23 protein-coding genes and 1 tRNA gene are annotated in these 26,908 nt (G+C 65.3%); 23 read left to right on the plus strand and 1 reads right to left on the minus strand.

Annotation, left to right across the window (positions count from 1 at the left end):
* Positions 1–7 precede the first annotated feature (7 nt).
* From frr to HPY67_01040, 14 genes are all read left to right on the plus strand, one after another.
* Positions 8–565 carry a ribosome recycling factor gene (gene frr, locus HPY67_00975; GenBank protein NPV03298.1) on the plus strand — a complete coding sequence of 186 codons (558 nt, stop codon included), beginning with the start codon at positions 8–10 and terminating at the stop codon, positions 563–565.
* A gap of 216 nt (positions 566–781) precedes the next feature.
* On the plus strand, positions 782–1,525 hold the full coding sequence (locus HPY67_00980) for an isoprenyl transferase (protein NPV03299.1): 744 nt from the start codon (positions 782–784) through the stop codon (positions 1,523–1,525).
* Complete coding sequence (locus HPY67_00985) at positions 1,522–2,331, plus strand: phosphatidate cytidylyltransferase (protein NPV03300.1); 810 nt, start codon at positions 1,522–1,524, stop codon at positions 2,329–2,331. Before HPY67_00980 ends, HPY67_00985 begins: the two co-directional genes overlap by 4 nt.
* The gene (locus HPY67_00990) at positions 2,328–3,491 is read left to right on the plus strand and encodes a 1-deoxy-D-xylulose-5-phosphate reductoisomerase (protein NPV03301.1); all 1,164 of its coding nucleotides are present in this window, start codon (positions 2,328–2,330) and stop codon (positions 3,489–3,491) included. The genes HPY67_00985 and HPY67_00990 overlap by 4 nt, the downstream gene beginning before the upstream one ends.
* A gap of 7 nt (positions 3,492–3,498) precedes the next feature.
* Positions 3,499–4,563, plus strand: coding sequence for an RIP metalloprotease RseP (rseP, locus tag HPY67_00995; GenBank protein NPV03302.1), 1,065 nt, complete (start codon positions 3,499–3,501; stop codon positions 4,561–4,563).
* A gap of 9 nt (positions 4,564–4,572) precedes the next feature.
* The gene (gene tsaB, locus HPY67_01000) at positions 4,573–5,265 is read left to right on the plus strand and encodes a tRNA (adenosine(37)-N6)-threonylcarbamoyltransferase complex dimerization subunit type 1 TsaB (GenBank protein ID NPV03303.1); all 693 of its coding nucleotides are present in this window, start codon (positions 4,573–4,575) and stop codon (positions 5,263–5,265) included.
* A 99-nt stretch (positions 5,266–5,364) separates the two neighbouring features.
* Complete coding sequence (locus HPY67_01005; protein ID NPV03304.1) at positions 5,365–5,592, plus strand: DUF465 domain-containing protein; 228 nt, start codon at positions 5,365–5,367, stop codon at positions 5,590–5,592.
* A gap of 21 nt (positions 5,593–5,613) precedes the next feature.
* Entirely contained in the window at positions 5,614–6,255 is a 642-nt protein-coding gene (locus HPY67_01010) for a phosphatidylserine decarboxylase family protein (protein NPV03305.1), read from the plus strand.
* Positions 6,255–7,094, plus strand: coding sequence for a CDP-diacylglycerol--serine O-phosphatidyltransferase (pssA, locus tag HPY67_01015; GenBank protein ID NPV03306.1), 840 nt, complete (start codon positions 6,255–6,257; stop codon positions 7,092–7,094). Before HPY67_01010 ends, pssA begins: the two co-directional genes overlap by 1 nt.
* 63 nt (positions 7,095–7,157) lie before the next feature.
* Positions 7,158–8,177, plus strand: coding sequence for an aspartate-semialdehyde dehydrogenase (locus tag HPY67_01020; GenBank protein NPV03307.1), 1,020 nt, complete (start codon positions 7,158–7,160; stop codon positions 8,175–8,177).
* Between the two features lie 95 nt (positions 8,178–8,272).
* Positions 8,273–8,884 (plus strand): 16S rRNA (guanine(966)-N(2))-methyltransferase RsmD, encoded by a 612-nt coding sequence (gene rsmD, locus HPY67_01025; GenBank protein NPV03308.1) that lies wholly within the window; start codon positions 8,273–8,275, stop codon positions 8,882–8,884.
* 35 nt (positions 8,885–8,919) lie between these two features.
* Entirely contained in the window at positions 8,920–9,417 is a 498-nt protein-coding gene (coaD, locus tag HPY67_01030) for a pantetheine-phosphate adenylyltransferase (GenBank protein NPV03309.1), read from the plus strand.
* A gap of 5 nt (positions 9,418–9,422) precedes the next feature.
* The gene (locus tag HPY67_01035; protein NPV03310.1) at positions 9,423–10,616 is read left to right on the plus strand and encodes a pyridoxal phosphate-dependent aminotransferase; all 1,194 of its coding nucleotides are present in this window, start codon (positions 9,423–9,425) and stop codon (positions 10,614–10,616) included.
* Positions 10,617–10,663: 47 nt separating this feature from the next.
* Positions 10,664–12,061, plus strand: a complete 1,398-nt coding sequence (locus HPY67_01040) for an amidophosphoribosyltransferase (protein NPV03311.1) — start codon at positions 10,664–10,666, stop codon at positions 12,059–12,061.
* A 150-nt stretch (positions 12,062–12,211) separates the two neighbouring features.
* On the opposite strand, the gene HPY67_01045 is transcribed toward HPY67_01040, so the two are convergent.
* On the minus strand, positions 12,212–13,342 hold the full coding sequence (locus HPY67_01045; protein ID NPV03312.1) for an IS256 family transposase: 1,131 nt from the start codon (positions 13,340–13,342) through the stop codon (positions 12,212–12,214).
* 216 nt (positions 13,343–13,558) lie between these two features.
* On the opposite strand from HPY67_01045, the gene ispG reads away from it, so the two are divergent.
* From ispG to HPY67_01090, 9 genes are all read left to right on the plus strand, one after another.
* Entirely contained in the window at positions 13,559–14,641 is a 1,083-nt protein-coding gene (gene ispG / locus HPY67_01050) for a flavodoxin-dependent (E)-4-hydroxy-3-methylbut-2-enyl-diphosphate synthase (GenBank protein ID NPV03313.1), read from the plus strand.
* A gap of 2 nt (positions 14,642–14,643) precedes the next feature.
* Complete coding sequence (locus HPY67_01055) at positions 14,644–16,392, plus strand: proline--tRNA ligase (protein ID NPV03314.1); 1,749 nt, start codon at positions 14,644–14,646, stop codon at positions 16,390–16,392.
* Complete coding sequence (locus tag HPY67_01060) at positions 16,364–18,565, plus strand: bifunctional (p)ppGpp synthetase/guanosine-3',5'-bis(diphosphate) 3'-pyrophosphohydrolase (GenBank protein ID NPV03315.1); 2,202 nt, start codon at positions 16,364–16,366, stop codon at positions 18,563–18,565. The genes HPY67_01055 and HPY67_01060 overlap by 29 nt, the downstream gene beginning before the upstream one ends.
* A 130-nt stretch (positions 18,566–18,695) precedes the next feature.
* Complete coding sequence (locus HPY67_01065; protein ID NPV03316.1) at positions 18,696–19,406, plus strand: N-acetylmuramoyl-L-alanine amidase; 711 nt, start codon at positions 18,696–18,698, stop codon at positions 19,404–19,406.
* A gap of 13 nt (positions 19,407–19,419) precedes the next feature.
* On the plus strand, positions 19,420–20,142 hold the full coding sequence (gene rph / locus HPY67_01070) for a ribonuclease PH (GenBank protein ID NPV03317.1): 723 nt from the start codon (positions 19,420–19,422) through the stop codon (positions 20,140–20,142).
* Positions 20,142–20,738 (plus strand): XTP/dITP diphosphatase, encoded by a 597-nt coding sequence (locus HPY67_01075; GenBank protein NPV03318.1) that lies wholly within the window; start codon positions 20,142–20,144, stop codon positions 20,736–20,738. The genes rph and HPY67_01075 overlap by 1 nt, the downstream gene beginning before the upstream one ends.
* 104 nt (positions 20,739–20,842) lie before the next feature.
* Positions 20,843–20,919: transfer RNA gene (locus HPY67_01080), tRNA-Pro, on the plus strand.
* A 252-nt stretch (positions 20,920–21,171) separates the two neighbouring features.
* Positions 21,172–22,938: an outer membrane protein assembly factor gene (locus tag HPY67_01085; GenBank protein NPV03319.1), complete on the plus strand. Its 1,767-nt coding sequence runs from the start codon at positions 21,172–21,174 to the stop codon at positions 22,936–22,938.
* A complete protein-coding gene (locus HPY67_01090) occupies positions 22,935–26,876 on the plus strand; it encodes a hypothetical protein (protein NPV03320.1) in 3,942 nt (1,313 codons plus the stop codon). Before HPY67_01085 ends, HPY67_01090 begins: the two co-directional genes overlap by 4 nt.
* The last annotated feature ends 32 nt before the right edge of the window (positions 26,877–26,908 follow it).

A 26,908-nucleotide genomic window follows, 5' to 3' on the forward strand; every position in this document is an offset into this window, starting at 1 on the left:
GAGCGAGATGACCGACCTGGTCTTTTCCGAGATGAAAGACAACATGGAAAAGAGCATCAAGTTTCTCGAAAAGTCCTTCGGGAAACTCAGGACGGGTCGCGCCTCACTGGCCCTCCTGGACGGGATCAAGGTGGACTACTACGGGGTTCCCACGCCGCTGAATCAGGTCGCCTCGCTGTCCGTTCCCGAGAGCCGGCTGATCCAGATCTCGCCCTGGGACGCGAGCGTGATCCCCAACATCGAAAAGGCCATCCAGAAATCCGAGCTCGGCCTCAACCCCGTCAATGACGGCAAGATCGTCCGGATCAGCATCCCCGCCCTCACCGAGGAGCGGCGAAAGGAGCTGGTCAAGGTGGTCAGGAAAATGGCCGAAGAGGGCAAGGTGAAACTGCGGAACCTCCGCCGCGACGCCAACGAGGAGCTGAAGAAGCTCAAGAAGGAAGGCGACATCTCCGAGGACGAGCTCTTCAAGCTGCAGGCCGACGTCCAGAAGATCACCGACGAATACATCGAGAAGGCCGAACGGGTTCTGCAGGCCAAGGAAAAGGAAATCATGGAAATCTGACGAGGGATGCCTCGGGCCCTGCATGCAGGCAGGGCCGACCGACCTGTCGGGAGAATCGTCTTGGCCTGGTCACAAGGGATTGAAGACAAGGAAAGGAGCCTCCGGGCTCCTTCTTTTTTGCCTCGCGGCAGGCGGCTGAAACATGCCTTGAAAATGTCGGCAGGCTGTGGTACTGAATCGAAAATTCGTCATTGATAATCGATAAATAGAGCCCGCATGGAGCAGCTCGACAAAACCAATCTCCCGCGCCACATCGCCATCATCATGGACGGCAACGGCCGGTGGGCCCGGAAACACTCCCTGGGGCGCATCGCCGGACACCGGAAAGGGTCGGAATCGGTGCGGAGCGTCGTCGAGTCGTGCCGCAAGCTCGGGATCCCCTATCTCACCCTGTATGCGTTCTCCTCTGAAAACCGGAGCCGCCCCGAGCGGGAGGTCCGGGCCCTGATGAATCTGCTCGACCGCTACCTCCGCTCCGAACGCAAGGCCATGATGGAAAACGACATCCGCCTGCTCACCATCGGCCGGACGGAAGAGCTGCCCGCCAGGGTCCTGGAGTCCCTCAACGGGGTCATCGCGGAGACGGCGGGCAACACGGCCATGACCCTGATTCTCGCCTTGAACTACGGCAGTCACGACGAGATCCTGCAGGCGGTGCGCAGGATCGCCGAGGAGGCGCGGCAGGGCACCGTCGACCCCTCGGACGTCACGGAAGAGCGGTTCGCGGACTATCTGCACACCAAGGGGATCCCGGATCCCGATCTGCTGATCCGGACGAGCGGCGAGTACCGCCTGAGCAATTTCCTCCTCTGGCAGATGGCCTACACGGAATTTTATTTCACGGAAACCCTGTGGCCCGATTTCCGCGAAGAGCACCTCATCGAGGCCATCGTCGAGTATCAGAAACGGGAGCGGCGGTTCGGGCTGACCAGCGACCAGCTGCCGAAGAGGCGGTCATGACCGGTTCTCACGCCAAGCGGTGGGTCACGGGCATCGTCGCCGTCCCGATTCTCTTCGCCGTCATCTATTTCGGCACGGAGGCGGTGTTCGCCGGTTTCATCCTGCTGGTCACCGCGGTCGCCGTTCTCGAGTACAACCGCCTCGTCCACGGGGAGACGGGCGGGGCCCTGCAGCGCGCCCTCATGGGGTCCGGACTCCTGGCGCCGCTTGCCGCCGCCCTCGGCGGCCCGGCGGCCCTCCTGGCCGTCTCCGTCGTCTCGACCCTGGCGGTCTTTATCCTGTACCTCTTCGGGGCGCGGGACGGCGCGCTCGATCTCGACCCGCTGGCCCGGTACGCGCTGGGCTACCTGTACCTGCCCCTCATGCTCTCCCACTTCATCCTGCTGCGGGTGGGCGACAGGGGGGTGATCTGGATCTTTTTCGTGATCGTCCTGGCTTTCTCGGGAGATATCGCCGCCTTCTACGTGGGACGGACCTTCGGCAGGCGCAAGCTCATGCCCCACGTCAGCCCGGGCAAGACCGTGGAGGGCCTCCTGGGCCTTGCCGCGGGCAGTGTGGCGGGATGCCTGGTCTACCGGCATTTCCTGCTGCCCGAGGTGCCCGCGGCTCACATCGCCCTCGTCGCCCTTGCGGGGGGGGTGATCGGTCAGCTCGGGGACCTGTTCGAATCGCTGATCAAGAGGGCGTCGGGCGCGAAAGACTCCGGCACGATCCTGCCGGGCCACGGCGGAATCCTCGATCGGCTGGACTGCCTGCTGTTCATCGTGCCCTGGGTATACTACTACAGGACGTACGTGCTCGCGTGAAGAAAATCGCCATTCTGGGCTCGACAGGGTCGATCGGCGAGAGCGCCCTCGACGTGGTGTCGAAGAACCCGGATCGCCTCGAAGTCGTCGCCATGGCCGCCGGCCGCAACATCGATCGGTTGTGCGCGCAGGTCCGCCGTTTCCGGCCGGAGCTCGTGTCCGTCATGGACGAGGACCATGCCCGCAGGCTCCGGGAGAGGCTCGGCCCGGGCGACAAGACCACTGTCCTGTGGGGCGAGGAGGGCAGCCGCCGCGTCGCGGCGGCACCCGCGGCCGAGCTCGTTCTCTCGGCTATCGTCGGTGCGGCAGGCCTGGTCCCCACCCTGGAGGCGATCGATTCGGGCAAGGATGTGGCCCTGGCCAACAAGGAGACCCTGGTCACGGCCGGGCCTCTTGTCGTGGAACGGGCGCGGGCAAAGGGCGTCCGGCTCATCCCGGTCGACAGCGAGCACAGCGCCGTTTTCCAGTGCATCGAGGGGAACCCGCCCGGAAACGTGCGCCGCGTGATCCTCACCGCCTCGGGCGGGCCTTTCCTCCGGGCAACCCGGGAAGAGATGGAGCAGGTGACCGTGGCGGACGCGCTCAGGCATCCGAACTGGTCCATGGGGAAGAAGATCACGATCGACTCGGCGACCATGATGAACAAGGGGCTCGAGGTGATCGAGGCGAGGTGGCTCTTCGGGATCGACTATGAACGGATCGACGTGGTCGTGCACCCGCAGAGCATCGTGCACTCCCTCGTGGAGTTCGTCGACGGGTCCGTCCTGGCTCAGCTCGGTGTGCCGGACATGCGGGGGCCCATCTCCTATGCCCTGTTTTACCCGGAGAGGGCGCCGGGGGGATTCCCCCCTTTCGATCCGGCCGCCGCGGGCCCTCTGGAGTTCCTGCCTCCCGATGTCGAGCGGTTCCCCTGCCTGAGGCTGGGGTACGAGGCGGGACGGGCGGGCGGGACCATGACGGCGGTCATGAACGCTGCCAACGAGGCCGCCGTCCATGCGTTTTTGGAAGGACGGATCCCGTTTCCGGCCATCGCGCAGGTCATCGAGGACGTCATGTCCCGGCATGCGCCCGTGGCCCTTTCCTCCGTGCAGGCCGTCCTGTCGGCCGATGCCTGGGCCCGAAGGCAGGCGGAGGAAATCATGAAAAAAGGAACAAGGTGACATTGCCATGGGTGTCAACGTCGTATCGGTCATCATCTTGCTGGGTGTCCTCATCTTCGTCCACGAGCTGGGCCATTTCCTGCTGGCCAAGTCCCTCGGGGTGGGCGTGCTGAAGTTCTCGCTCGGGTTCGGCCCCAAGCTCATCGGGAAAAAGGTCGGCGAAACGGAGTACATGATCTCGCTCGTGCCGCTGGGGGGATACGTCAAGCTGCTGGGCGAGTCGGACACCGACGACGTGGAACCCGCGGACGAGAGGCGCTCGTTCGTCAAGCAGCATGTGCTCAAGAAGATCGCGATCGTGATCGCCGGCCCCCTGTTCAACTTCCTTTTCGCCGTTTTGGCCTTCACGGGCCTCTACATGGTGGGCGTGCCGAGCCTCACCGCGGAGATCGGCAGCGTCCAGGCGGGGTCGCCTGCGGAGGCCGCCGGGATCCGGGCCGGGGACACCGTCGTCGCCATAGACGGCAGGGCCGTGACCCGCTGGGGCGATCTGGCCGAGACCATCGCGAACAGCAAGGGCCGGGAACTCGTCGTCCGGGTGCAGCGGGACGGGGTGCTGCAGGAGCTGCGCGTCAGGCCGGAGATGACCCGGGGAAAGAGCCTCTTCGGCGAAGACGTGGACACGTGGAAGATCGGCGTCGGGGCTTCGAAGAACGTGTTCATCGACCGCCAGAACCCCCTCCGGGCGCTGTGGTCCGGGATCGAGCAGACCTGGAACATCACGGAGCTCACCGTCATCAGCATCGTCAAGATGATCCAGGGCATCGTCTCGCCGGACTCCCTCGGCGGTCCCATCGCGATCGCCCAGATGGCGGGGGCGCACGTCAAGAAGGGCATCATGAACTTCGTCTTCTTCATGGCCCTCCTGAGCATCAACCTGGCCGTGCTCAACCTGCTGCCCATCCCCGTGCTGGACGGCGGGCACCTGCTGTTCTTCCTCATCGAGCTCGTGACCGGGAAGGAGGTCAACATCCGGTGGAGGGAGCGCGCCCAGCAGGTGGGGTTCTTCATCCTGGTGATGCTCATGATCTTCGTGTTCTACAACGACATCATGCGGATCTTCGGGGAGTGAGAGCCTCGGATGATCACTCTGGCCATCGACACGGCGACGAGAGCGGCGGGGGTGGCCCTGCTGCGGGATGAGCGGGTTCTCGCCGAGTATTTCTTCGAGCTGTCCGTTCATCATTCCGAAACGGTGCTGCCCGCCCTGCAATGGGGCCTCCGGCTGGCGGGGATCGGCATCGGGGACGTGGACCTGATTGCGCTGACCATGGGGCCCGGCTCCTTCACGGGTCTGCGCATCGGCGCGAGCACGGTGAAGGGACTGGCCCTCGCAACGGGGACGCCCGTCGTCGGCGTCTCCACCCTCGAGGCGCTGGCCTACAATGCCGCGGGCTTCACCGGGCTCGTCTGCCCCCTGCTCGACGCTCGCAAGGGCGAGGTCTACGGGGCACTGTACCGCTCCGACGGTCAGGGGCTTCTCGAGGCGGTGGCGGAGGAGAGGGTCGGCGCCCCCGCCGGAATCGTCGCGCGCGCAGACGGGGACACCCTCTTTCTGGGCGATGGGCTGGCGGCGGCGGCAGCATGCATCGCGGCCAGACCGGTAGGACTCAGCCATTTCCTCCCCCCGAACCTCCAGGCGGTAAGGCCCTCGAGCGTGGCGCTGCTCGGCCGAAGGAGCAGGCAACGGGGCGAGACCCTCGATCCGGTGACCTTCGTTCCCCGTTACCTCCGGCGCTCCGAAGCCGAGATCCGGTTCGGGGGAAAGCCTTGACACCGGGGGGCCCCGGGCCTGCGGCGATGCAATTTTCGCTACATCGACGGGGGCGTTTGTGGTATAAGCAGGACTCTTTCACGACACGGGGAGGCGCGTATGGAGCGAACCGACGAACTGCTCATCGAACGGCACATCGGGCAGGACGGCGAGTTGAGAAAGCACGTGGAGGATCACCGGAGGCTCGAGGCCGCGCTCGAGGATTTCAACAGGCGGATCTACCTCACCGCGCAAGAGGAGATGGAGAAGAAAACGCTGCAGAAGATGAAGCTGGCCAGCAAGGACCGGATCTACGCGATTCTCGCGAAGTACAGGCAGAGCGCCTGATCGGCGGGAGACGACACGTTCATGGACAGACACGACGGAACCATCGTGCGGGAGGGGCTCCCGTTCATCGTCGGGCTCGGGCTCCTCTCGGCCGCCCTGTTCTGGATCGGGCTCAAGGGGCTCGCCGCCGTCGCCTGTGCGGCCATGCTGTTCGTCGCCTTCTTCTTCCGCAACCCGGAGCGGTCGGTCCCCGGGGAGAAGGGGCTGGTCGTCTCCCCAGCCGACGGGAGGGTCCTGAAGATCGAGGAGGTGCAGCTCGACGGCCTGCTGCAGGGGCCGCACCGCAAGGTCAGCATCTTCATGAATGTCTTCAACGTGCACGTCAACCGCGTTCCCTATGCCGGGCGCGTCGAGACGATCGAGTACCGCGCCGGGAAATTCCTGTCGGCCGACCTCGACAAGGCCTCCGCCGACAACGAAAAGAACACCGTCCTGATCCGGACGGCGGAGGGCAAGGCGTTTCTCACGATCCAGATCGCGGGGCTCATCGCGCGCCGGATCGTCTGCTGGATCAGCGAGGGCATGGATGTGGCCAGGGGTCAGCGGTTCGGGCTCATCTGCTTCGGCTCGAGGCTCGAGGTGGTCCTGCCGCTCGATTCGAGGATTCTCGTGCAGCCGGGACAGAAGGTGCGTGCCGGGGAAACACCGTTGGGGGTCCTGTGATGAACAAGAACGTCAGGAGGGAACGCTTCATCCGGCGGGAGAAATTCTTTCGGAAAGACCAGATGAGGAAGGGGATCTACATCCTGCCCAACCTCTTCACGACGGCCAGCCTTTTTGCCGGGATCTACGCGATCATCGCCTCGATCCAGGGAAACTTCATCCACGCGGCCGTCGCCATCCCGATCTCGCTCATCCTCGACGGCCTCGACGGGCGGATCGCCCGCATGACCCACACGACGTCGCGGTTCGGCGTAGAGTACGACTCGCTGTCGGACCTGGTGGCCTTCGGTGTGGCGCCGTCCGTGCTGGCCTACACCTGGTCTCTGAGCGCCTTCGGGAAGTGGGGGTGGCTCGCGGCGGCCCTGTTCACGACCTGCGGGGCCCTGCGGCTGGCCCGGTTCAACGTGCAGATCGGCGTCATCGACAGCCGCTACTTCAACGGCCTGGCCATTCCGGCGGCGGCCATCGTCGTGTCATCGACGGTGATGCTCTACGACTACCTGGGCGGGGAGGGGACATTCCCGCACATGGCGATCCTGGTCGGGATGATCGTGCTTTCGCTCCTGATGGTGAGCAGCATCAAGTTCTACAGCTTCAAGGACCTGCATTTCCTATCCCGGGAGCCGTTCATGACCGTCGTGCTCGCCGTCATCCTGATGATCATCGTCCTGGCGGAGCCGCAGGTCATGATCTTCACCTTCGCCGTCAGCTACGCCGCCTCGGGGCCCATCTGGTGGGTCCTGCGGATGGTCCGGCGCCTCTTCGGTCCGGCAAAGGGCGACCAGCCGACGGGGGCGGGAGAGATCAAGACGGAGACGAAATCGGGGTCGTTGCCCTGAGCAGATACCGCGCCCGGGCACGGCAGTGCCCCGGGACCATCAATACAGGAGGGGTCGGTTTCCATGAGAACCTACCGTGTCGCCGTCGTCGGCGCCACCGGCGCCGTCGGAAATGAAATGATCAGTATTCTCGAGGAGCGCGACTTTCCCGTGGGCGAGTTGAGACTCCTGGCCTCGGAGCGCTCGATTGGAAAGGAGCTCGAGTTCCGCGGCAAGTCCTACCCCGTGCAGGTGCTGACGGAGGATTCCTTCGAGGGCATCGAGATCGCGCTCTTTTCCGCCGGGGGGAGCGTCAGCCAGAAATTCGCACCCTGCGCGGCAAAGGCCGGCTGCGTGGTCATCGACAACACGGCGGCGTTCCGCTACGAGCCGGACATCCCCCTTGTCGTCCCCGAGGTGAACCCCGGAAAGATCGCCGACTACAGGAACCGCCGGATCATCGCCAACCCCAACTGCTCTACGATCCAGATGGTGGTGGCCCTGAAGCCCATCCACGACGCTGCGCGTATCAAGCGCATCGTCGTGTCGACCTACCAGTCCGTGTCGGGCACGGGAAAGAAGGCGATGGACGAGCTCATCGACCAGACACGCGCCCTGCTGAGCTTCAAGGAGCCCGTGGCGAAGGTCTACCCGTACCAGATCGCGTTCAACTGCCTGCCCCAGATCGACATCTTCCTCGAGAACGGATACACGAAGGAAGAGATGAAGATGGTCTGGGAGACCAAGAAGATCTTCGGCGACGAGTCCATCGCCGTCACGGCGACGACGGTGCGCGTGCCCGTCATGCGCGCCCACTCGGAGTCGGTCAACATCGAGACGGAGCGTAAGATCACTGCGGCCGAGGTGCGCGAGCTGCTCCGGAAGGCCCCCGGCGTCGTCGTCGTCGATGACCCGGCCAGGAGGGAGTACCCGCTGCCCATCCACGCGGCGGGCAAGGATGCCACCTACGTGGGCCGGATCCGCGAGGACGAGTCGATCCCGAACGGGATCAATCTCTGGGTCGTCTCGGACAACCTGCGCAAAGGGGCGGCCCTCAACGCGATCCAGATCGCCGAGATCTACGTGAGGGAGTATCTGCAATAGCAGGCACGAGGCAACAGGCGCCAGGCATTGGGAAAAGGAACGGAATTCATTTGGGCCCTGATGCCTCATGCCGAGTGCCTGATGCCTGGTTTCGTATGCGCATCATTGCGGGGAAGGCGAAGGGAAGGGTCCTGGTCGCGCCGAAGGCGAACCTCCTCCGGCCGACGACGGACCGGGTGAAGGAATCCCTGTTCAACATCCTGTCCGTCGAGGGCCGGCGGTTTCTCGACCTGTTCGCGGGCGCGGGCAGCGTCGGGCTGGAAGCCGCGAGCCGGGGGGCCTCGAGGGTGCTCTTCGTGGAGAGCAACCGCGCCTGTGCGCAGGCCATCCGGACGAACATCGGCCGGTGCGGCTTTCTCAACATGCCCGCCTCCGGGGACGGAACGCAGGACATCGAGGTGATCGAGTGCCCCGTTGACCGGGCGCTGAGGCAACTCGGCCGCCGCGCGGAGCGCTACGACGTCATCTTCGCTGATCCGCCGTACGGGGCGAACGTGATCGACGCGACCCTCCGGCTGGTGCGGTCCCACGGCCTGCTGGCCGAGGGAGGGGTTCTCGTCGTCCAGCACTCGGTCCGCGACGAACTCCCCGCACGGCGCGAGGGCTACCGAATCGACGACAGCCGCCGTTACGGCGATACGGCGCTGAGTTTTCTCAGGCCTTTGCAGGACCCGCCGGGGGAGGGCCCTGAACCGGGCCGGCCCTGAGCCGGGGCCACCCGAATTTCGCTGGGGAGGGGAGCATGGACAAGCTGGCGGTCTACCCCGGGTCATTCGACCCGATCACCAACGGGCATCTCGACATCATCAAGCGCGGTCTCCGGTTTTTCGACCGGCTCATCATCCTCGTGGCCTACAACCCGAACAAGTCGGGCCTCTTCAGCGTCCAGGAGCGCATGGACCTGATCCGCCAGGTCGTCGGGGACGACCCGCGCATCCGCGTGGACAGTTTCTCGGGGCTCCTCGTGAACTACGTGCGGGACGCCGGCGCGCAGGTCATCCTCCGCGGCCTGAGAGCCGTCTCGGATTTCGAGTACGAGTTCCAGATGGCCCTCATCAACCGCCGCCTCAACCGCGACATCGAGACCGTATTCCTGATGACGGGCTACAAGTGGTTCTACACGAGTTCGAACCTGATCAAGGAGGCCGCCGGGCACGGAGGGTCCGTACGCGGGCTCGTCCCCGAAGTCGTCCTCCAGAGGCTTCAGGAGAAATACCCCACCCCATCGGCAAGGAGGTAAGCCCCATGCAGCTCGGACCCCTGACGAAAGTGCTGCGGCCGTCGCCGACGCTGGCGGTGACCATGAAGGCCAAGGCCCTCCAGAAGGAGGGACGCGACATCATCGGCTTCGGCGCGGGAGAGCCCGATTTCGACACGCCCGACAACATCAAGGCCGCGGCCATCCGCGCCATCCAGGAAGGGTTCACGAAGTACACCCCGGTCGGCGGCATCGACGAGCTCAAGGACGCCGTCATCGAGAAGCTCCGACGGGACAACGGCCTCGCCTACAAGCGATCCCAGATCGTCGTGTCCACGGGGGCGAAGCACACCCTGTACAACATGGCCCAGGTCCTCTTCGGACAGGGTGACGAGGTGATCATCCCGGCGCCCTACTGGGTCTCCTACCCGGACATCGTGCTGCTGGCCGACGCCACGCCCGTCATCGTCGACACCACGGAGGCGGAAGGCTTCAAGCTGACGCCGGAAAAACTGCGGAAGGCCATCACCGCTCGGACGAAGGCCCTGATCCTCAACAGCCCCTCGAACCCGACGGGTGCGGCCTACACCCTCGATGAGCTGAAGGCCCTCGCGGAGGTGCTCCGGGGCACGGACATCATCGTCGTGAGCGACGACATCTACGAGAAGGTGGTCTACGACGGCTTTGTGTTTGCCAACATGGCCAACGTCAGCGAGGAGATGAAGGAAAGGACGATCGTCGTCAACGGCCTGTCCAAGTCGCACGCCATGACGGGCTGGAGGATGGGGTATGCCGCGGGGCCCGACAACGTGATCGAGGCCATGACGGAGATCCAGAGTCAGAGCACGTCGAACCCCACCTCGATCGTGCAGAAGGCCGCGATCGAGGCCCTGCTGGGCGACCAGTCCTTCATCCCGAGGATGGTGGCGGAATTCAAGAGGCGGCGGGACACGATCGTCGCGGCGCTCAACGCGGTGCCGGGAATCTCCTGCGCAACGCCGCCGGGCGCATTCTACGTGTTCCCACGGGTGGCCGGCCTCTACGGGAAGAAGGCCGGTGGCAAGACGATCACCGACTCGAACACGTTCAGCGAGTTCCTGCTGGAGGCGGCCAATGTCGCGGTGGTGCCCGGGCAGGCGTTCGGAAACGACGACTACGTCCGGCTCTCCTACGCCACGTCCATGGACCTCATCGTCGAGGGCACGAAGCGGATCGCCCGGGCCGTCGCCGCGCTCGGGTAGGCCGCGGGCACCCCGGCGCAGCAGGGGCAGCGAGGAAGGGGAGGAACATGGGAGGTTTGTTCGGCGTCGTTTCCAACCAGAACTGCGCGAAGGTCCTGTTCTACGGGACCGATTACCACTCGCACCTGGGGACCGAAAACGGAGGCATGGCCATTTTCGGTGAACGGGGATTCTACCAGACGATCCACAGCATCAGCCAGGCGCAGTTCAAGTCGAAGTTCATCGGCGACTACCGGGAGATGAGCGGCACCATGGGGATCGGCTCCATCAACAACGTGGCGCCGCAGCCCCTGATCGTCCGTTCCCGGTTCGGCACCTATGCCATCGCCGCCAGCGGCCTGATCACCAACAAGGACGCCCTGGCCGAGGAACTCCTGCGGCAGGGCGTCTCGTTCAGCGAGATGGCGGGAGGCGGCGTGAACCCCGTGGAACTGGTGGCGCGCCTCGTCAACCGGGGCGAGAACCTGATCGACGGCATCGTGAACATGCAGAAACTCATCGAGGGGTCCCTCTGCATGCTGATCCTGAAGGAGGACGGGATCTACGCGGTCCGGGATCTCTACGGGCGGTTTCCCCTCGTCGTCGGCGGCACGGGGAAGCGGGGCGAGTACGTCGTCGCCACGGAAGCCAGCTCCCTGCAGAACCTCGGCTACGACGTGGTGATGTATCCGGGGCCGGGGGAGATTTTGAGACTCAGCCGCTCCGGGATCAGGCCGCTGCGGCCGGCGATGCCCGAGAAGAAGGTCTGCGCCTTCCTCTGGATCTACACCGGGGAGCCGTCGTCGACCTACGAGGGCAAGTCGGTCGAGATCGCCCGCGAGCGCTGCGGACGGGCCCTGGCACGAAAGGACCGGGTGAAGGCGGATTTCGTCACGGGCATCCCCGATTCGGGGATCGGGCACGCCATCGGGTACGCCCAGGAATCGGGCATCCCCTACAAGCGGCCCCTCGTGAAGTACACGCCCGGCTACGGCAGGAGCTACACCCCGCCCTCCCAGGAGATTCGGGACCTCGTCGCCACCATGAAGATCATCGCGGTGCGCGACGTGATCCGTGACAGCCGCATGGTCGTCTGCGACGATTCCATTGTCCGCGGGACCCAGCTGAAAAACTTCACGATCAAGAAGCTGTGGGACAACGGCGCCCGGGAGATCCACCTCCGGGTGGCCTGTCCGCCTCTGATGTTCCCCTGCATCTACGGCAGCTCGACACGCACGAAGGGGGAGCTGGCCGCGCGGCGTGCGATCCGCTCCCTGCGCGGCAGGGACGCGGAGAACATCGCCCCCTACCTGGACCCGAAGACAAAGGCATACCGGGAGATGGTCGAATGGATCCGCAAGGATCTCAACGTCACCTCGCTCAAGTACCTGACCATCGACGGGATGATCGACGCCATCGGCCTGCCGGAAAAGGACCTCTGCCTGTACTGCTGGCGGGGATACTGAGACGGCATCAGTGCAAAGAGGATGAGAGGGTGAGAAGGCAAGAAGGTCGGAACAGCCCGCGGCAGGCGGCCGACCTCCTGCTTTTCCAGACCTCTCGACGTCTCACCTTCTTACCCTCCGGTTCGTCACAGGGCGGGGCACACGGTAACGTCAAGTGTTATGTGTCATGACGAGGAAAGGGGTCATGGTTTTTTCTTTCAGGTTCTCATGGGTAAAGATGGCATAGAGGATTCTCTCCATGCTGGTTCGATCGGAGAAGACGCCCATGGGGCGGGTTCTCCTGCGGACCTCGCGGAATCTGCGTTCGATGAGGTTGGTGGTCCGGATCGTGGGCCAGAGCTTGGGATGGGGCAGCCGGAAGAACGCCAGGAGTTCTTCCTCGTGGCTCATGAGGCTCTTGACGGCCTTGGGATAGAGCGGGCGCCAGATGCGGCAGAAGCGCTGCAGGACGGCTTGGGCCTCGCGCAGAGAGGCGGCATGGCTGATGGCGTGCAGGTCCTTCTTCATGGCGGCCTGGTCGCTCTTGCGGGCGTAGTTGAGGACGTTGCGGGTTTTATGCACCCAGCAGCGCTGCAGGGGCACCTGCGGATAGACAAAGGGCAGGGCGGCCAGCAGGCCCCGGCCCCCGTCGGTGATGATCATCTCGAGCCCCTCGCCCGTGAGTCCCCGTCGATACAGATCCGTGAGGAAGACCTCCCAGGCGCTCTGTGACTCGGCGTGGGCGATCCGGAAGTCGATGATCTCCTTGCGGCCCTGGGCCGTCACCCCCAGGACCACCAGGACGACGCGCGTGGAGGCCCCGGCTCCGGTTCTGCGCTTGAGCACCACCCCGTCGAACAGCAGGAACCGGTAGGCTCGGCGCAGCGGCCGTCTGTGGAAGGCGCTCACGGCCGCATCGAGCCTCCGGGCCACCCGGCTCACCGTCGTGGCGCTGACGGGCTCGCCCAGAACCGGCATCAGGGCGTGGGCGATCTTGCGGGTGGAGATCCCGAGGACAAAGCACGCCAGGATCATCCGCTCCACGCAGCCGATGCGGCGGGCGTAGGCCCGGACCACCCCGATCATGCTGGTCTTGCGGCTCCGGGGCACCCGCAGCTCGATATCCCCCAGCTCGGTGAGCAGGTGACGGCAGTAGCTGCCGTTGCGCCGGTCCGCCAGCGAGCGGCCCACCTCGTCGAGATAGCGGTCCAGCCGGTCGTTCATCTGGTCTTCCAAGATCCCGACCAGGGCCTGACGGGCCGCAGAGCGGTAATCCGCATCCCACTCCGGCGACAGGTTCATCTCCTTGATTATCCGGTGCGCTTGTGACAAACTCTTGATCGGCAAACCAACTGTCCTCATGGGGTACCTCCTTATGGGATGTCGCAATCTTGGGGGTACCCCTTTCCTGTCTCTGACACAAGATATGATACGCTACCGGGCACACATGACCCTGCCCTTTTTTTGTTTTTCATGATATGGAGAAGTTGCCGGGTATCGATTCAACACGACGAAATCATGAGTGAACACGCCGTGATAGCCAGGAAAAGAACCCGCCAGATCCGGGTGGGGGGCGTCCCTGTCGGGGGTGATGCCCCCGTGGCCGTCCAGTCCATGACGTCCACGGACACCCGGGATGTGGAAGCCACCGTCGCGCAGATCGCCCGGCTCGAAAAGGCGGGCTGCGAGATCGTCCGGGTGGCCGTGCTCGACGAGGAAGCGGCACGGGCGATCCGGGCCGTCCGGAAGGCCATCGGGATCCCGCTGATCGCCGACATCCATTTCAGCCGGAAACTGGCCATCGCCGCCCTGGAGAACGGGGCCGACGCCGTGCGCGTCAACCCGGGGAACCTGGGGCGCGAAAAGATCCGCGACATCGTCGAGGCGGCGAAGGCCCGGGGGGCCTCTCTGCGCATCGGCGTCAACTCGGGTTCGGTGGAGAAGGAACTGCTGGCCAAGCACGGGGGGCCCAGCGCGGAGGCCCTCGTCGAGAGCGCGATGGGCAGCATCGCGTTCATCGAGGACCTGGGATTCCGTGACTTCAAGCTTTCCCTGAAATCCTCCGACGTGCCCACGATGATCCGGGCCTACCGTCGGGTGTCTGAGCTGACCGACTGCCCCCTGCACCTGGGGGTCACCGAGGCCGGCAGTGTGCTGGCCTCGAGCATCAAGTCCTCCATCGGTATCGGGACCCTCCTGCAGGATGGGATCGGCGACACGATCCGCGTCTCCGTCACGGGGGACCCGGCCGTGGAGATGACCATCGCCTACGGGATCCTCAGGGCCCTGGGGATCCGGAGGGTGGGGCCCGACATCATCGCCTGCCCGACCTGCGGCCGCTGCGAGATCGACCTGTCGCGCCTCGTCGAGGAGGTGGAGAGGAGGCTGGCAGGGATGAAGGACTATCTCAAGATCGCCATCATGGGCTGCGTCGTCAACGGTCCGGGCGAGGCCGCGGAGGCGGACATCGGCATCGCCGGGGGCCGCGGGCTCGGCATCCTGTTCAAGCGCGGCAAGCCGGTCAGAAAAGTCAGCGAGGAGGAACTCGTCGAGGTTCTTCTCCAGGAGATCGAACGGATGAGATTGGAAAGGGGGACGTGATCATGCGGTATTCCCAGATGTTTTTGCCCACGGTCAGGGAGGTTCCATCGGATGCGGAAGTCGTCAGCCACCAGCTCATGATCCGGGCGGGGATGATCCGGAAGCTCACCTCCGGGATCTACTCCGTCCTTCCCCTGGGGTACCGCACGGTGAAGAAGGTGGAGCAGATCATCCGCGAGGAGATGGACGCCGCGGGGGCCCAGGAGGTCTACCTGCCGGCCGTCCAGCCCGCCGAGCTCTGGCAGGAGTCGGGGCGATGGGGATTCTACGGCAAGGAACTCCTGCGGTTCAAGGACCGCCACCTGCGGGACTACTGCATCGGGCCCACCCACGAGGAGGTCATCACGGACCTGGTGCGCAACGAGATCAAGACCTACCGGCAGCTCCCCCAGAACCTCTACCAGATCCAAACCAAGTTCCGCGACGAGGTCCGGCCCCGCTTCGGCGTCATGCGGTGCCGCGAGTTCGACATGAAGGACGCCTACAGCTTCGACGCGGACGAGAAGGGTGCCGATGCGAGCTACGAGAGGATGTTCAAGGCCTACACGCGGATCTTCTCCCGGATCGGGCTCAGGTTCCGGCCCGTCGAGGCCGACTCGGGCAACATCGGGGGGGCCTACTCCCACGAGTTCATGGTGCTGGCCGACACGGGCGAGGACGCCCTGGCCTTCTGCTCGGGCTGCAACTACGCGGCGAACCTCGAGAAGGCGGAGATCGCCCGCCCGGAGCAGAAGCCGCTGGACCCGGCGCTGTTCAAGCCCCTCGAGACGATCCACACCCCGAATGTCCGGACGATCGAGGAGGTCTCCGCATTTCTGCAGGTGAGCCCGCAGGACATCGTGAAGACCCTCGTCTTCGTGGCCGACGGCAAGCCCGTGGCCGTGCTCATCCGCGGCGACGAGGAGGTCAACGAGGCCAAGCTGAGAAACCATCTCGGGGCGGACTCGGTGGAGCTGGCCACCGACGACATCGTGCTCGAGGTGACGGGCTCCCCCAAGGGGTTTGCCGGCGCCATCGGGATCAAGGCCCCCGTCTACGCCGACTACTCGCTCATGAACCGCGTCAACGTGGTCATGGGGGCCAACCGCGAGGACTACCACGTGAAGAACGCCAATCTCGGGCGAGACTTCACCGTGACGGCCTTCGCGGACCTGAGGATCATCAAGGAGTCCGACAGCTGCCCCCGCTGCGGGAAACCGATCCGGTTCGCCCGCGGCATCGAGGTGGGGCACGTCTTCAAGCTGGGCACGAAGTACAGCAAGGCCATGAAGGCCACCTTCCTCGACCGCGACGGCAAGGAGAAATACATGGTCATGGGCTGCTACGGGATCGGCGTGGGCCGGACCGTGGCGGCCGCCATCGAGCAGCATCACGACGACAAGGGCATCCTGTGGCCCATGACCATCGCGCCGTTCCACGTGATCATCGTGCCCGTGAACGTCAACGACAAAGCGATCGCCGCAACAGCCGAGACGCTCTACCGCGAGCTCGAGGCGGCGGTCGTCGAGGTCCTCCTCGACGACCGGGACGAGCGCGCCGGCGTGAAGTTCAACGATGCCGATCTCATCGGGATCCCCATCCGGGTGACCATCGGGCCCAAGAGCGCAGCCTCCGGAAGCGTGGAGATGCGGATGCGCAAGACGGGCGAGACCCGGCTGATCCCCGTCGCGGAGGCGGCGGCCGTGATCCGGGACATCGTCCGGGGGGAGCTGAAAGCCCTCAATGATCCGAATAACGGACATCCTCGATAAGGTCGGGAAATACGCGTCGCAGGCGGACCTGGAGTTGATCGAGAAGGCCTACATCTTCTCGGCCACGGTCCATGCGGGACAGATGCGCCTGTCCGGCGAGCCCTACCTGACGCACCCCATGGAGGTCGCCAACATCCTGGCCGACATGAAGCTCGACGCGGCCTCGATCGTCACGGGGATCCTGCACGACACCGTCGAGGACACCCTGGCGACCCTGCCCCAGATCGAGGAAGCCTTCGGCAAGGAGGTGGCCGCTCTCGTCGACGGGCTGACCAAGCTCTCCAAGATCACCTTCGCGAGCCGCGAGGAGAGACAGGCGGAGAACTTCCGCAAGATGATCCTCGCCATGTCGGCCGACATCCGGATCATCCTCGTGAAGCTGGCCGACCGGGTCCACAACATGCGCACGCTCGAATTCCAGCCCGAGCCGAGGCGCAGCGCCATCGCGACAGAGACCCTCGAGCTCTACGCCCCCCTGGCCAACCGCCTCGGGATCAACTGGATCCGCATGGAGCTCGAGGACCTCGCCTTCAAGTACCTCTACCCCGAGGCCTACAACGACCTGGTGCAGCGGATCGACAAGCGCAAGGAGGAGCGAGACCGCTACACGCAGGAGGTCAAGGGCATCATCCAGCGGGAGATGGAAAACTTCGGGCTCAAGGGCGAGGTGGAGGGCCGGGCGAAGCACTACTTCAGCATCTACCGCAAGATGGAGACCCAGCGGATCGACTTCGACGAAGTCTATGACCTGCTCGCCTTCCGCATCATCCTGGACTCCAACAAGGAGAAGGAGTGCTACGAGGCCCTGAGCGTCGTCCACGCGCTCTGGAAGCCGGTGCCGGGACGCTTCAAGGACTACATCGCCATGCCCAAGGCGAACAACTACCGCTCGCTGCACACGACGGTCATCGGCCCCTACGGCGAGCGCGTGGAGATCCAGATCCGCACCCGCGACATGCACGAGTGGGCCGAAGGGGGCATCGCCGCCCACTGGCGCTACAAGGATCGAGGGTCGCTCAAGGGAAGCGACCAGGAGCAGATCCAGAAGCTCCGGGACCTCTTCGAGGTGCAGCAGGACCTCAAGGACCCCCGGGAATTCATGAAGAACCTCAAGCTCGCCCTCTTCCCCGACGAGGTCTACGTGTTCACGCCGCAGGGCGACGTGCGGGCCTTCCCCAAGGGGGCCACCCCGATCGATTTCGCCTACAGCATTCACACCGACGTGGGCAACCAGTGCGTGGGGGCCCGGGTGAACCGCAACATCGTGCCCCTGTCCTACCAGCTGCAGAACGGCGACACCGTCGAGATCATCACCCAGGCGGGGCGTCACCCCAGCAAGGACTGGCTCAAGCACGCCGTGACGTCCCGGGCCGTCTCGAAGATCAAGGCCTGGATCAAGACCGAGGAACGCAACAAGAGCATCGCCCTCGGGCGCGACATCCTGGAGAAGGAGTTCCGCAAGCACAAGCTGAGCCTCAGCCAGATCCTCAAGGCCGATGAGCTCAAGAAGATCTGCGAGGAGTACTCCATCGATGACGTCGACGACCTCATGGCCGTCATCGGCTACGGGAAGATCTCGGCGCGGCAGATCGTGAACCGGTACCTCCCGGAGGAGCCCGAGAAGAGGGAAGAGTCCCTGCCGGAAAAGATCTGGAAGAAGCTGCGCAAGCCCGAGGCCACCGGGGTGTCCATCACGGGGATCGACGACGTCATGGTTCGGTTCGGCAAGTGCTGCGACCCCCTGCCGGGCGACGAGATCGTCGGCTACATTTCCCGGGGCCGCGGGATGAGCGTTCACCGGGCCAACTGCCCCATGATCGCCGATTTCGACCCCGAGCGGATCGTCGACGTACACTGGAACATCACGGAGAAGCACACCTACCCCGTGCACGTCCGGGTGACCTGCAAGGACAAGAAAGGGCTGCTGGCCGAGCTGAGCACGGCCATTTCCTCCCACGACGTCAACATCAGCCACGCCACGGTGGAGACCATACCCGGCGAGCAGGCGATCTGCGAGTTCGACCTCGACGTGACGGACCTCAAGCACTTCAACGACGTCGTGGCCGCCCTCAAGCGCCTGAAGGCCGTCATCACGGTGGAACGGGTCCGGGTCTCCGACGCGAAGCCGGAGAAGAAACAGGAGAAGAGGGCGGACAGGAAGAAGTTCCAGTGAGCCAGGGATCGGGAAAGCCGCCCGCACGCGGCCCCCTCGTCGCCGTTTCAGTTGACACGCCTATCCCCTTACGGTATACAATCGACTCCCCGCAGAAACCCTGCGGGGTTGATCCCATGATCCGGTGAGCATGATGAGACTGCGATCGTCGACGATAGCCGTGCTGTGCGCCCTCGCCGCGATGCTGGCCTGGGGCGGCCCCGCCGAGGCCAAGGACCCGACGGGGAAGTTTGTGACGGTGATCGACCCCGCACACGGGGGAAAGGACGAAGGCGTCCAGCTGACACGCAGGGTCCTCGAGAAGGACGTCACCCTGGCGATTGCGACCTTGGTGAAGAGAAATCTCGATGACGCGAAGAACCTGACGGTGCGGTTCACCCGCATGGGCGACACCGACGTGGCGATGGCGGACCGCGTGGGCACGGCGATCAAGGCCCAGGCGGACCTGTTCATCAGTCTTCACGTCAATGCGGGGTTCGAGAAGGAGGCCGCGGGCTATGAGCTCTACTTCCCCGGTTTCGGGGGGCAGGAAGCCGCCCGGGGGACCTCCCGAGGGGAATCGGCCGCCATCGTCCGCGACATGGTCCGGACGAAGCATCTCAACGAGGGTGTCCGGTTCGCCCAGATCCTGCAGAAGAGGCTCGACCCGGTCTTTCCCCGCATGGACCGCGGGCTCCGCGAGGCCCCGGTTCTCATCTTGCAGAATCTCTCGATCCCCGCCGTTGTCCTGGAGATCGGGTTTTCCACGAACCCCGGCGACCGCAAGAAGCTCCAGGAGGAATCGGTCCAGGCCGCCGTTGCGAAGGCGATCGCGGAGAGCATCCGGGAATTCTTCCAGTGAGCGGGGAGGCCCGATGAGGAAAGACGGCCGCAGACCCGACCAGATCCGCCCCGTCGTGATCACGAGGGATTACCTCCGCCACCCCAAGGGTTCCGTTCTCATCGAGATGGGCGACACGCGGGTGATCTGCGCGGTCTCCGTCGAGGAGGGTGTGCCCCCGTTTCTCAAGAACACGGGCAGGGGCTGGCTCACCGCCGAGTACGCCATGATCCCGTCCTCCACACACGAGCGCAGTGCGCGCGAGTCCTCGAGGGGGAAAGTCGGCGGACGCACCCACGAGATCCAGCGGCTCATCGGCAGGGCGCTGCGGGCCGTGACGGACCTCACCGCCATCGGGGAGCGGACGTTGTACATCGACTGCGACGTGATCCAGGCCGACGGGGGGACCCGCACGGCGGCCATCACGGGCGCCTTCGTGGCCCTGGTCGATGCCTTCCGGAGGCTTCGCGCCGAGGGTGTCGTCGACAGGGTGCCCGTGCTAGACTTCGTATCCGCCGTGAGCGTGGGTCTCGTGGACGGCCGGATGCTTCTCGACCTGCAGTACGAGGAGGACTCCCGGGCGGAAGTGGACATGAATGTCGTGATGACCCGCGGGGGACTCTTCATCGAGGTGCAGGGAACGGCCGAGGGGGCGCCGTTCACGCGGGAGCGTCTCGAGGGGCTCACGAACCTGGCCGCGGGCGGCATCGCCATGCTGACGCAGAAACAGATCGAAATCCTTGGGGAAACACTCTGATCCGGCGAATCGTATTGGCGACGAGAAACGAGGGAAAGGTCCGGGAGTTGCGGCACATGCTCCGCGATCTTCCGGTCGAGGTCCTTTCCCTGAGAGACTTCGCCGGCATCCCCGAGGTGGAGGAGGACGGGCGGACCTTCCTGGAAAATGCCCTGAAGAAGGCCCGCGAGGTTTCCCGGCACATCTCGGAGACCGTGCTGGCCGACGATTCGGGTCTCGAGGTGGACGTCCTCGGGGGCGAACCCGGCATCCATTCCGCCCGGTACGCGGGGCCGGGAGCCGACGACGAAGCCAACAATGCAAAGCTCCTGAAGGCACTCGAGGGGGTGCCCGCCGACAAGCGGGGGGCGGTCTTCCGGTGCGTGCTCGTGCTGTTTTGTCCCGACGGGCGCAGCGCGTCTTTCGAGGGCGCGTGGCGGGGCCGGATCCTCTCCGAGCCGAGGGGAACGATGGGTTTCGGGTACGACCCGCTCTTTCTCGACCCGGGGCAGGGCCTCACGGCGGCGGAACTCCCCCCGGAAGTCAAGAACCGCATCAGCCACCGGGGGCAGGCATTCGCAAAGTTCCGGGAGTGGCTTCTGAAAGCTGGAAGTTAAGAAGATGGGAAGTTAGGAAGTTCGGAGAGTCTGCAGACATTGGAGATCTGGAAGCCGATCCAAGCTTCTCAACTTCTCAGCTTCAAAGCTTCTGTATTGAAAAACGGGGCGTGGCGCAGTCCGGTAGCGCGCATGCTTTGGGAGCATGATGTCGCAGGTTCAAATCCTGCCGCCCCGACCAGTCGCGACAGGGGGGTACGGATCGTCCGCACCCCTCTTTTTCATATGCAGCGAAGGCGGGATCCGCACAGAGAGAGACAAGAGTGATCGCAGGGTGAGCAGGGGCAAGGCGCTTTCCGGATCGAAGGGTCGCTCTTCTTTGAGGCGGCGGGCACGGGCGAGAATGAATCCCCGACAGGGTGTCCGCCCGTCCTGGTCATCTATGGTCACACGTTTCGCAAATTCGAAAAGATCTCACCGGAGCCCGGGAGGCGTGGCGGCGATCCTGTCCGGGATCATCCTGCATCTGGCCGTCAGCATTCTCGCCGCCGGCGGGACGGCTTTCGCGGCGTCAGAGTCCGTGACGGTCGTCGTCGAGGGCCTGTCGGGCAAGGAGCGGGCCAACGTCGAGGCGGCCCTGGCCGTTCCCCCCGCGCTCGTCCGGGAAGGAAGAGTGGACAGGCAGTGGCTGGAGCGTTTCGAGCGGCAGGCGCCCGGGAAGGTCAGGGATGCCCTGGAAGCCTTCGGCTTCTACAAGCCCGACGTCACCACGCGGCTGGAGACGCCCGGCGAAGGGGTCTACCGGTTGACGGTTCGCGTGGATGCCGGCGAGCCGGTTCGCCTGTCGGACGTAGCGGTGAAGGTTCAGGGGACCGGGGCAACGGACAGGGCACTCGCGGAGGCCGTGGCGAAATTCCCCTTGCGGGCGGGCGATGTCCTTCGGCACGATGTCTACGAGAAGGCCAAGGGGGAGCTCCTTGCAAAGGCCCTGGAGAAGGGGTACCTGGATGCACATTTCCCGGTCCACAGGATCCGCGTGGACACGGCCGGCTCGAAGGCCGCGATTGACCTCGTCCTGGAAACGGGAGAACCCTACCGCTTCGGCGATGTACGGTTCATCGGGGCGCCGCGGTACCCGAGGACGTTTCTCGAGACCTTTCTCGATTTCAGGCCGGGCGAGGCCTATTCGGCGGAGAAGCTTCTGCAGACCCAACTCAACCTCGGCACCTCCCAGCGCTTCCGGTCCGTCGTCATCCAGCCCGACAAGACGGGGGCCGGGGACCGCACGGTGCCCGTCAACGTGGAGCTCGATCCGCTTCCCCAGAAGGGCGTTCGGGTGGGGGTCGGTTACACCACGGACTTCGGGCCGGGGTTTTCCCTTCGGTACGAAGATCTCAACGTGCGGGACAGTGCGCACAAGTTCGACAGCGAGCTGAACCTGAGTCAGCGCCTCCAGGGTGCGGCGGTGCGTTACGTCATTCCGGGCAGCACCGACTTCCGAAGCTATACCAACACCCGCCTGTCCGCCCAGCGCGAAGACACGGTCAGCTACACGAGCAAGTCCGTTTCGGCGGAGGTGGAGAGGGCGAGGGGCTTCGGGCGGGCCCGCCTCGGCTCGATGTACCTTCAGCTCAAGCAGGAGGAGTCCACGGCAGGCGGCGACACAACCCGCAACTTCCTCCTCGTACCGGGCCTCCGGTTCTCAGAGAGCCGATACGACAGCCTCACCCGCCCGTCCCGAGGCTTTCACTACAAGCTCGAGGCGAGGGGAACGACGCAGCAGTTCGGTTCCGACGTCGGCTTCGCACAGGTGCTCGGAAACGGCACCCTTGTGGTTTCACTGCCGCAGAGGTTCTCCGTCAAGGCGAGGGGGCAGGCGGGGGCGACGGCCATGAACGGCAACTTCCTGGATGTGCCGGTCACGTTTCGGTTCTTTACGGGCGGAGACAACAGCGTGCGGGGTTACGCGCACCAGTCGCTGGGACCAAGGAATGACAGGGGGGACGTTCTGGGCGGGAAACACCTGCTCGTCGGGAGCGTCGAGCTGGAACGGGCCATCGGGGAGAATTGGGGGGTCGCCGCCTTCTACGATGCGGGCAACGCCTTCAACGATCTGGACACGCTTGATTTTGCCCAGGGCGCGGGGCTGGGGATCCGCTACTATACGCCCGTGGGGCCCATCCGTGTGGACATCGCCCGCCAGGTAGGGGTGTCAGATCCGGATTACCGGTTCCATTTCACCATCGGGGTGCAGTTTTGAGCAAGAGAACCATCATCGGGCTTTCCGTGCTGGCCCTCGCCGTGGCGGCGGCCTCGACGGCTTGGCTGGTCTACACGGAAGCCGGATCGCGCCTTGCGGTGAGGACCCTCTTGCGCATGATGCCGGTGACGGTCGAGGCGGAGCGGGTCACGGGGACACTGGCCCGCGAGATGACCCTCGAGGGACTCCGCGCGGCCTGGCCGTCCGGGGAGGCCCGGGTCTCATCGGTGCGCCTGCGCATGCAGGTTCTGCGTCTCGCATTGGCCTCGGTGTGGCTGGATGCGACGGACGTTCAGGGCGTCGTGATCGACGACAGAGGCCCCGGCGGCGCGCCGCCCTACGATCTCGCTTGGCCCCGGGCCCCGAGGCTTTTGGCGGCATTCAGCGGCGGCATCCGCGAGCTCCGCGTCGGCGACGTCGTGTACCGCAAACCCGGCAGGGAACCCGCCGTCATCCGCGAGGCCCGCGGCGAGCTGAGCTGGGACCGCGGCTCCGTGATGGCCCTCCGGGACCTCGCGATCCGGCTGCCCGATGCGGAGGTGGAAGGCAGCGTGCGGGCCGGTTTCCTGTTCCCCCTCTTCCAGGCCGACCTGACGGTGCGGCCGGACCGTGGGGCGGGGACATTCGACGCATTGACCCTGAAGGCGGATTTCGCCCCGGGGAATGAGCCCGAGCAGATATCAGGGCCGTTCTCCCTCGTCGTCTCGTCGGGAGACCGGGTGCTGCTCCGTGCGGAAGGCGGGATGGGCCTGACACGGAAGGCCCTGCACGTCCGCCGTCTCCAGGGGAAGGATGGCGAGGGCAAGGTTCTCGTGACCGCCGACGGGCAGGTGGACGTCTCGACCCGGGAGATCCTTGCCGGCGTCTCGTTCCGCGTTGGGGAAACGAGCGGGGTCCCCGGGCTTGCCCTCACGGGAGCGATCGAACTCAGGGGCAGTCCCGAACGGTTCGACGGGACCTTCACCCTAGAGAACCACGGCGAAGCCTGGCGGTCGGCGCGCCTCTCGGGCGATCTCACGGTCGGCGCCGACGGTATCCGCATGACCCGGCTGACGGGCCGTGTCCTCGGCGGCACCGTGGAGGGCGAACTCCGGGCAGGATGGGACAGGCATGTGTCATGGGGCGGCTCCATCCGGGCGAGGGGTCTGAATCCTGCGACGATCAGCCACGAGCTGAGGGGTACCGTCAACTTCGATGCAGAGGGTGCCGGCCGCATAAACGATGCGGAACACCTCGAAGCCCGTCTGCTGGGGCGTCTCCTGAGCAGCCGCCTGCAGGACCGGGCCCTCGTCGGCGATGTCGATGCCCGATGGAAGACAGGAATGCTCACGCTCGAGCGTCTCCTGCTGAAGGGGGCGGGCTTCGAGGCGCGTGCGGCAGGTGCCCTGGGGGAGCGCCTGACCTGGCGGGTGCAGGTCAGCGACCCCTCTGCGCTCGTGCCCGGGAGCCGAGGCAGGCTCGCGGGCCACGGGTGGGTGCGCTACGCCGGAGAGCGGCTGTCCGGCACGGCGACCGTTCGCGGCAGCAGGCTCGTGATATACGGGTTCGAGGCCGCCGCCGTCGAGGCGGATGCGGAGTTGGGAGGCACGGAGACGCAGAGCCTAGAGGCGCGGGTGCTCCTGAAAAAGACGGTCATCGGGCCCCTTCGGCTCGATGCCGCCACCCTGACGAGCGCGGGCACGGTGGGGGATCACACGATCCGGTTCCTGGTCGATTCAGGCGAAGGAGGGATGGAGGCGGCGCTGCAGGGGGGCTTCGGGAATGGTGCGTGGAAGGGGTCGCTGGAGTTGCTGAAGGGCCGCGATGCGGCGGGACCTTGGAATCTCAGGGCCCCGGCGCCGCTCACGATTTCCGCCGGGAAGACCCGGGTCGGGCCGTTGCGCATCGACGGCGAAGCAGGTGAAACCCTCGAGTTTTCCATGGACGTCGACGGTGATCCCGGAAAAGGCTATCTCCTGGTGGATTGGCGGAAGCTGAACCTTGCCCGACTGGCCTTCATCCTTCCGGAGTGGCGGATCGCGGGGCGCACGGAAGGCCGTTTCCGGACGGATTGGCGCGGTAACCACAAAACGGCCGTCTCATCCGTCGCAGCATGTGCGGCAACTCTGACCCGGGGGTCTCGGACCATCGAGGTCAGGGAGGCCGAGGGAACCCTGGACTGGAACGAACGCGGTCTTGCGGTGCGCCTGCGCGCGGACCTGGGTCCCTCGGGCCGGATGGATGCCAGGGTCACATCGCCAGAGCCGCCTGTGCTGACACTGCCTGACAGGGGCGATTTCCGTTTTTCGGCAGATCGCCTCGATGCGGCCCTCGTCAGGCCACTGCTGCCGGATGCCCTAGACATGACCGGTTCCCTGTCTGTCACGGCCGCAGGGAAGGTGCTTCCCCGGCTGCACCTGGATGCGTCCGGCGAGGTGCAGCTGAGCGGTGGGGTTTTTTCCATGGAAAGCGAAAAGGGCCGCATCACCGCGCAGACCGAGAAGGCGCAGCTGCGCTGGACGTGGCGGGAAAAGACCTTGAGCGGCGATCTCGAGCTCCGGCTTGCCCGGCACGGCACTCTCGCGGCCGATTTCCGACTGCCCGTTCCGGCAAGGCTGCCGGCCGCCGTCGACAGGGGAGGCCCCGTGCAGGTCGGCGTCCGTGCGGACGTGCACGAGAAGGGGCTTCTGAGTGCCGTGTTCCCTGGCCTGGTCCAGGAGAGCCGGGGGCGTCTCGATCTGCATCTCTCCGCGAGCGGTGCCTGGGCCGACCCCTCGGTTCACGGCATGCTGAGGGTCACAGAGGCCGGCGCCTATCTTCCGGCGACGGGAGCCCAGATCAGCGACGTGGGCGTGGAGGCCCGGTTCGAGGACCGGACGATTCACGTGACTTCGTTCCGGGCGCGCTCCGGCCCCGGAATCCTGGAGGGGTCCGGCACCGTGCAGATCGAAAACAGGGAGATCCGGCGGATCGATGCCAGTCTTTCGGGGCAGCGGTTCCAGGCCGTGCGGCTGCCCGAGCTGGAGATGCTCGCCAGTCCCGCCCTCACGTTCGAGGGCTCGCCGAAGGCCCTGAGGGTCCGCGGCAGCATCCTCATCCCGGAGCTTTTCATCCGGGGGGGCGAGAAGGGGACCGTGATCAAGCCCAGCAAAGACGCGGTGATCGTCGGCGATGGCCGGGAGATGGAGAAGGGCCGTCCAGTCCCCGTTGACATGGAAGTCCGCGTCGTTCTGGGGGACCGCGCCTTCATCAAGGCCGAGGGTGTGGATGCGCGCCTGGAGGGGGACGTGCTCATCACGGCGAAATCCCTCGACGCGATGAAGGCCCTGGGCGAGATTCGTCTCAAGGACGGGACGTTCAGCACGAGGGGCGCCCGTCTGGTCATACACCGGGGGCGCCTCGTCTTCGAGGGCGGGCCGGCGGACCAGCCGCGGCTCGATGTGCTCGCCCTGCGCACCATCGAGGAGCGGCTCGACCAGGCCGGGAAGTCCCTGGGCCGGTTCAGGGAGGTGAAGGCGGGAGTCATCGTAACGGGGACCCCGCGCGCCCACCTCGTGAGACTCTATTCGGAGCCCGCCATGCCCGACGCCGACATCCTGAGCTATATCGTCCTGGGGCAGCGGGCAAGCGGGGACGAATCCCATGCGGCGCTGCTCGGCGCAGCGGCCGAGGCCCTTCTTGCAGGGGGCAGCTCAGAATCGACGCTGAGCCAGCTGAGGCGGCAGTTCGGTCCGGACACGGTGGACATGAAATCGGAAAAGGTGGGAACCACCACCCAGTCGATCGTAACGATTGGCAAGTATCTCCGGCCGAACCTCTACGTGAGCTACGGCCGCTCGCTGTTCAACGAGGATTACTACGTCACCCTGCGATACACCCTGAGCCGCAGGTGGGAGGTCGAGAGCAAGGCGGGGGCCCAGACCGGCGCAACCCTCTATTACTGGATCGAGTTCGATTAACCGACAGGGGAAGGCCGGATTCGCAGAAGCGG

It is taken from the genome of Syntrophaceae bacterium (genome assembly GCA_013177795.1).
Classification (GTDB): domain Bacteria; phylum Desulfobacterota; class Syntrophia; order Syntrophales; family UBA2192; genus UBA2192.